Raw genomic sequence first — 6,903 nt, 5'->3', positions numbered from 1 at the left:
GCCCAGCTCGCCAACGGCGCCGCCCGCAAGCGCGTGGGCCTGCTCGGCAAGGAACGCATGCCCGTGCGCGAGGGCGCCAAGATCGTCGCCGCGGACGGCACCGAAATCGGCGTCGTCACCAGCGGCACGCTGGGCCCCACGGTCAACCAGCCGGTGGCGCTGGCCTACCTGGCCAAGGAACACACGGCGCTCGGCACCGAAGTCTTCGCTGTCGTGCGCGACAAGCGCACGCCCATGGTCGTGTCAGCCACGCCTTTCACGCCCAACCGCTACTACCGCGGCTGAGTCGCGGTGTATCAGCCCAGCTACCACGCAGCGCCTGGCCCCGAGGCCATGCTCGACCTCGTCTCGGCCGCCGCGCTGGCGACGATGGTCACCGTCGTGGACGGCTCGGCCGTGATCGATCACCTGCCTTTCGTGCTGGATCGCCAGCGCGGCCCGCTGGGCACGCTGGAAGCCCATGTCGCACGCGCCAACCCGGTCTGGCAGCACCTCCAGGCCGGCGCGCCGGTGACCGTCGTGTTCCAGGGGCCGGCCCATTACCTGTCGCCGGCCTGGTATCCGACCAAGCAAGCCACCGGCCGCGTGGTGCCCACCTGGAACTACCTTGCCGTGCATGCCCGCGGCACGGCGCGTCTCGTGCCCGACCCTGAACGCCTGCTGCCCATGTTGGAGCGCCTCATCGCGGCGAATGAGCGCCCGCTGCACGGCAGCGACCACTGGACGGCCGCCGACGCGCCCGCCAGCTACCTGGCGCCGATGCTCAAGGCCATCGTCGGCTTCGAGATCGAGATCACCGACCTGGACGGCCGCTGGAAGCTGGCCCAGGACGAAGCGCTGCAGGACCGTCACGGCGCCGTGAGCGGCCTGCAAACCCTGGGCGGCCCGCACGCCCAGGCCATGAGCGAACTGATTCAATCCACCCTCCCCTGACCTGAATCCCACCCAAGGAGCAATCCATGAGCATCAAGTACACCCCCGACCACGAATGGCTTGACGTGCACGGCGACGGCACGGCCACCGTCGGCATCACCGTTCATGCGCAGGATGCGCTGGGCGACGTGGTTTTCGTGGATCTGCCCGAAGTGGGCAAGACCTATGCCGAGAAGGAAGTCGCCGGCGTCGTCGAGTCCGTCAAGGCCGCGGCCGACGTCTACATGCCGGTGGACGGCGAGATCACCGAGGTCAACGAAGCACTGCGCGACGACCCGGCGCTCGCCAACTCCGACCCGCTGAAGGCCGGCTGGTTCTTCAAGGTCAAGCTGAGCAACCCCGCCCAGCTGGACGCACTGATGGACGCCACCGCCTACGACGCCCTGCTCAAGACCCTGTAATTCCTCGAAGTAGACCCGCCATGCCGACGCCGCTCTCCCACCTCGAAGACGCTTCCGAATTCCACGCCCGCCACATCGGGCCGGATGCCGTCGATGAAACCCTGATGTGCGCCGCCGTCGGCGTGGCCAGCCGCACCGCGTTGATCGACGCGGTCGTGCCCAAGTCCATCCGCCGCGCCGAGGGCATGAAGCTGCCAGCGCCCATCACCGAGGCGGGCGCGCTGGCCGAGCTGAAGCAGATCGCCGGCAAGAACAAGGTCTACAAGAGCTTCATCGGCCAGGGCTACTACGGCACGCACACGCCGGGCGTCATCCTGCGCAACATCCTCGAGAACCCGGCCTGGTACACGGCCTACACGCCCTACCAGGCGGAGATCTCGCAGGGCCGCATGGAAGCCATCCTGAACTTCCAGACGCTGGTGACCGACCTCACTGGCATGGACATCGCCAACGGCTCCATGCTGGACGAGGCCACCTCGGCCGCCGAGGCCGTCACGCTGGCCAAGCGCGGCGTGAAAAGCAAGAGCAACACGCTGATCGTTGCTGGCGACGTGCACCCGCAGACCATCGAAGTCATCCAGACGCGCTGTGCGCCGCTGGGCATCGAGGTCAAGGTCGGCATGGCGCCCACGCTGATGGCGGAGAACGACTACTTCGCCGTCGTCTGCCAATACCCCAGCACCACGGGTCTCATCCATGACCTGAAGGCCTTCGCCGACCAGGCTCACGCCAAGCAGGCCGCCTTCATCGTCTGCACCGACCTGCTGGCGCTCACGCTGCTGGTCTCGCCCGGGGAGTTCGGTGCCGACATCGTCGCCGGAAACAGCCAGCGCTTCGGCATGCCGATGGGCGCCGGCGGCCCGCACGCCGCATTCCTGGCCTGCAAAGACGAGTTCAAGCGCTCGATGCCGGGCCGCCTGGTCGGCGTGTCCAAGGACGCGCAAGGCCATCCCGCGCTGCGTCTGGCGCTGCAGACGCGCGAGCAGCACATCCGCCGCGAGAAGGCCACATCCAACATCTGCACCGCCCAGGTGCTGCCGGCCGTCGTGGCGAGCATGTACGCCGTCTACCACGGTCCGCAAGGCCTGAAGCGCATCGCCGAGCGCGTGGCCAGCTACACGGCCATCCTCCACGCCGGCCTGACGCGCATGGGCGTCAAGGTCGTCACGCCGCATGTGTTCGACACGCTGCTGGTCGAGTGCGAGCCCGGCCTCGTCATGACCCGGGCCGTGGCCGGCCAGGCCAACCTGCGCAAGCTCGGCGACAAGCACGTCGGCGTCGCCCTGGACGAGACCACGTCGCGTTCCGACATCGAAGCACTGTGGTCGTGGTTTGCACCGGCAGGCGCCACCGTGCCGACCGTCGCCGAGTTCGCCGCCGGGGTCGAGAGCCTCATCCCGTCGCAGCTGCGCCGCAGCAGCGCCTACCTGACCCACCCGGTCTTCAACACGCACCACAGCGAGACCGAGATGCTGCGCTACATCCGCAGCCTGTCGGACAAGGACCTGGCGCTGGACCGCAGCATGATCCCGCTGGGCTCGTGCACGATGAAGCTCAACGCCACGGCCGAGATGATCCCCATCACCTGGCCCGAGTTCGCGGGCGTGCACCCGTTCGCACCGCAGGACCAGCTGGCCGGCTACACCGAGCTGGACCAGCTGCTGCAAAACTGGCTGACCCAGTGCACCGGCTATGCCGGCATCAGCCTGCAGCCGAACGCCGGCTCGCAGGGCGAGTACGCCGGCCTGCTGGCCATCAAGGCCTGGCATGAGTCACGCGGCGACAAGCAGCGCACCGTCTGCCTGATCCCCGAGTCAGCCCACGGCACCAACCCCGCATCTGCACAGATGGTCGGCATGCAGGTCGTCGTCACGAAGTGCGACAAGGAAGGCAACATCGATCTCGCCGACCTGAAGGCCAAGTGTGAACAGCACGCCGACAAGCTGGCTGCGATCATGATCACCTACCCCTCCACGTACGGCGTGTTCGACACGCACGTGAAGGAGATCTGCGCGATGGTGAAGTCCCATGGCGGCCGCGTCTACGTGGACGGCGCCAACATGAACGCGCTGGTGGGCATCGCCGCCCCGGGCGAGTTCGGCGGCGACGTGTCCCACCTGAACCTGCACAAGACCTTCTGCATCCCGCACGGCGGCGGCGGCCCAGGCGTCGGCCCGGTCTGCGTCGTCGACGACCTGGTGCCCTTCCTGCCGGCCCACCGCACCGCGGGCCTGGGCAAGGCCACCAATATCGGCGCCGTGTCCGCCGCGCCGCTGGGCAACGCGGCCGTGCTGCCGATCTCGTGGATGTACATCCGCATGATGGGTGCCGAGGGCCTGAAGAAGGCCACCGAGATGGCCATCCTGAACGCCAACTACGTGGCGGCCCGCCTGAGCGACCACTACGACATCCACTTCTCCGGCGGCATCGACGGCGTCAAGGGGGGCGGCGTGGCCCACGAGTGCATCCTGGACCTGCGCCCGCTGAAGGACACCAGCGGTGTCAGCGCCGAGGATGTCGCCAAGCGCCTGATCGACTACGGCTTCCACGCGCCGACGCTGAGCTTCCCGGTCGCCGGCACGCTGATGGTCGAGCCCACCGAAAGCGAGTCGCGCGCCGAGCTGGACCGCTTCATCGACGCGATGATCCAGATCCGCCAGGAGATTGCCGATGTCGAGGCCGGCAAGCTCGGCCGCGACGACAACCCCCTGGTCAACGCGCCGCACACTGCCATGGTCGCCAGTGCCACCGAATGGGCGCATGGCTACAGCCGCGAGGTCGCCGTGTTCCCCCTGCCCAGCCTGCGTCGCCAGAAGTACTGGTCACCGGTGGGGCGCGTGGACAACGTCTACGGCGACCGCAACCTGTTCTGCTCCTGCGTGCCACTGAGCGAGTACGAAGAGGCTTGAGATGCACGGGGGCACGACGAAGCTTCGCCGCAGTCCCGAGCTGCATGGGGCGACGCGCTGTGTCGTGACCCCGACGCCTTCGTCTGCCTTCGGTGGATGGAGCAGCCTGTACCCGTCACGACAAGACCGATGCACGGTCGCATGCGTCGAGGGCGGGATGGTGGGTGAGCTGGAGCCGGCGCACGCGCTCGTCCAGTCACGCGGCAACCCCTCCAGGCGTGCCCCCCTCGTTTGCGAATGCGGTCGTTGTCGATCGCAGTAAGGACCTGAATCATGGCCGTCTCGGTCTTCGACCTTTTCAAGATTGGCATCGGCCCGAGCAGCTCGCACACGGTCGGGCCGATGCGCGCGGCACGGCTGTTCGCCCTGCGCCTCCAGCACGATGGCCTTCTGGACACGGTGGCCCGCGTCCAGGTCGTCCTGTACGGCTCGCTCGGGGCCACCGGCAAGGGCCACGGCAGCGACAAGGCCGTGCTGCTGGGCCTGGCCGGGCACGAGCCGGACACGGTGGATGTCGAAGCCATTCCCACGCTGCTCGACGGCATCCGCGCCGGCAACCTGAACCTGGTCGGCCAGCACGCGATCCCGTTCGACGAGGCCAAGGACCTGGTCTTCAAGCGCCGCGAGACGCTGCCCTTCCATGCCAACGGCATGCGCTGCATCGCCTTCGATGCGAACGGCAGCGAAGTCGCCAACCGCGTCTATTACTCAGTCGGCGGTGGCTTCATCGTCAGCGACGAGGTCGCGGCCGACGGCAGCAAGCAAAAGGTCATCGCACCCGATGTGACCGTGCTGCCCTACCCGTTCAAGACCGGTGACGAGCTGCTGGCGCTGACCAAGAAGTACGGACTGTCCATCGCCGAGGTGATGCGTCGCAACGAGGGCCATTGGCGCCCGGACGCCGATACGCGCGCCGGCCTGCTGAAGATCTGGGGCGTCATGCAGTCCTGCGTGCAGCGCGGCTGCCGCACCGAAGGCATCCTGCCAGGCGGCTTCAAGGTCAAGCGGCGCGCCCCCAGCCTGCATGCCAGCCTCACGTCCAATCCCGAGCAGGCGCTGCGCGACCCGCTGCAGGTGATGGACTGGGTCAACCTCTACGCGCTGGCCGTCAACGAGGAGAACGCCGCCGGCGGTCGCGTCGTCACTGCGCCCACCAACGGCGCCGCCGGCATCATCCCGGCCGTCCTGCACTACTACCACCGCTTCGTCCATGGCGCGAGCGACGACGGCGTCATCGACTTCCTGCTGACCGCCGCTGCCATCGGCATCCTCTACAAGGAGAACGCCTCCATCAGCGGTGCCGAGGTGGGATGCCAGGGCGAGGTGGGCGTCGCCTGCTCGATGGCCGCGGGGGCGCTGTGCGCCGTCATGGGCGGCACACCCGAGCAGGTGGAGAACGCCGCCGAGATCGGCATGGAACACCATCTGGGGCTGACCTGCGATCCCGTGGGCGGCCTGGTGCAGATTCCCTGCATCGAGCGCAATGCGATCGCCTCGGTCAAGGCCATCAATGCGGCCCGCATGGCACTGCGCGGCGACGGCACCCATTTCGTCAGCCTGGACAAGGTCATCAAGACCATGCGCGACACCGGTGCCGACATGATGACCAAGTACAAGGAAACCGCCCGCGGCGGCTTGGCCGTCAACATCGTCGAGTGCTGAGCCGGCCATGTGCCTCGCCGCGTTCGCGCTGAACGCCCATCCGCGCTTCCCGCTGGTCATCGCCGCCAACCGCGACGAGTTCTTTGCCCGGCCCGCGGCCCCCATGGACTGGTGGTCGGCCGGCGGCATCGAGCTGCTGGCCGGCCGCGACCTGGAAGCCGGGGGGACCTGGCTGGGACTCACGCGGGCAGGCCGGCTTGCGCTGCTGACCAATGTCCGAGAGCCTGGCCGGCAGGTGGACGGCGCGCCCTCCCGCGGCGAGCTCGTCGTCGACTGGCTGGCCGACCGGGCCGAGGCGCCGGGCTTCGCCGCGCGCCTGAAGCCGGGCTACAACGGCTTCAACCTCATTACCGCCGATCTGACCCGAGGCGACTGGCACTGGATCAGCAACCGCGCGCCCGCCCCGCTCGCGCTCGGGCCGGGCCTGCACGGGCTGTCCAACGCCGCACTGGACACGCCCTGGCCCAAGACGGTGGGCCTCAAGACGGACCTGGGCCAGGCCCTTGACGGCGCGGCCAACGCCGAACAGCTCGTCGCGCGGCTGCTGGACGCGCTGGCCGACACCACGCCGGCCCCGGATGCAGCCCTGCCCGACACCGGCGTCGGCCTGACCCGCGAACGCCTGCTGTCGCCGCGCTTCGTGCGCATGCAAGATCCGCAACGGCCCGCGCAGGCGCGCTACGGCACGCGCTGCTCGACCGTGCTGGTGCGCGAGGCAGACGGTCGCACGCACCTCGTCGAACGCAGCGTGACCGCCGAAGGTCGCTGGCTGGAACCCGTGCTGCACACCCTGCCCGCCTGGCCCGGTCGCTGAGCCTGCCCGCGTTTCAAGCGCTGACAGGCCGACATGGGGCCGCGACACAATCCGGCCGTCGTGTCCGCCGCCATCGCCCTTCCCCGCCGCCCCCCACCCGACCCGCGCCTGCTGAGGCGCTGCCTGCTGCTGGCGGTGCTGCTGCATGTCTGGCTGGTGGTGGTCTTCGGCAACGCCAGCGGCA

Annotated in this window: 6 protein-coding genes; all 6 read left to right on the top strand. The window is 68.8% G+C overall.

The genetic code is table 11. From position 1 onward, the window contains the following. Nucleotides 1-285, top strand: a 285-nt coding sequence (locus VGF12_RS05415; RefSeq protein ID WP_331175022.1) for a glycine cleavage T C-terminal barrel domain-containing protein, incomplete at its 5' end; no start/stop codon positions are given. 6 nt (nucleotides 286-291) lie between these two features. Next, nucleotides 292-933 carry an FMN-binding negative transcriptional regulator gene (locus tag VGF12_RS05410; RefSeq protein WP_331175021.1) on the top strand — a complete coding sequence of 214 codons (642 nt, stop codon included), beginning with the start codon at nucleotides 292-294 and terminating at the stop codon, nucleotides 931-933. A 26-nt stretch (nucleotides 934-959) separates the two neighbouring features. After that, nucleotides 960-1,334 carry a glycine cleavage system protein GcvH gene (gene gcvH / locus VGF12_RS05405; RefSeq protein WP_331175020.1) on the top strand — a complete coding sequence of 125 codons (375 nt, stop codon included), beginning with the start codon at nucleotides 960-962 and terminating at the stop codon, nucleotides 1,332-1,334. Nucleotides 1,335-1,354: 20 nt separating this feature from the next. Further along, the gene (gcvP, locus tag VGF12_RS05400; protein WP_331175019.1) at nucleotides 1,355-4,243 is read left to right on the top strand and encodes an aminomethyl-transferring glycine dehydrogenase; all 2,889 of its coding nucleotides are present in this window, start codon (nucleotides 1,355-1,357) and stop codon (nucleotides 4,241-4,243) included. A gap of 273 nt (nucleotides 4,244-4,516) precedes the next feature. Then, complete coding sequence (locus tag VGF12_RS05395) at nucleotides 4,517-5,905, top strand: L-serine ammonia-lyase (protein ID WP_331175018.1); 1,389 nt, start codon at nucleotides 4,517-4,519, stop codon at nucleotides 5,903-5,905. 7 nt (nucleotides 5,906-5,912) lie between these two features. Next, the gene (locus VGF12_RS05390) at nucleotides 5,913-6,719 is read left to right on the top strand and encodes an NRDE family protein (RefSeq protein WP_331175017.1); all 807 of its coding nucleotides are present in this window, start codon (nucleotides 5,913-5,915) and stop codon (nucleotides 6,717-6,719) included. Nucleotides 6,720-6,903 lie beyond the last annotated feature (184 nt).

This window comes from Roseateles sp., from assembly GCF_036404855.1.
In the GTDB taxonomy this organism is placed as follows: domain Bacteria; phylum Pseudomonadota; class Gammaproteobacteria; order Burkholderiales; family Burkholderiaceae_C; genus Pelomonas.
This window is presented reverse-complemented; position numbering and strand designations above follow the sequence as displayed.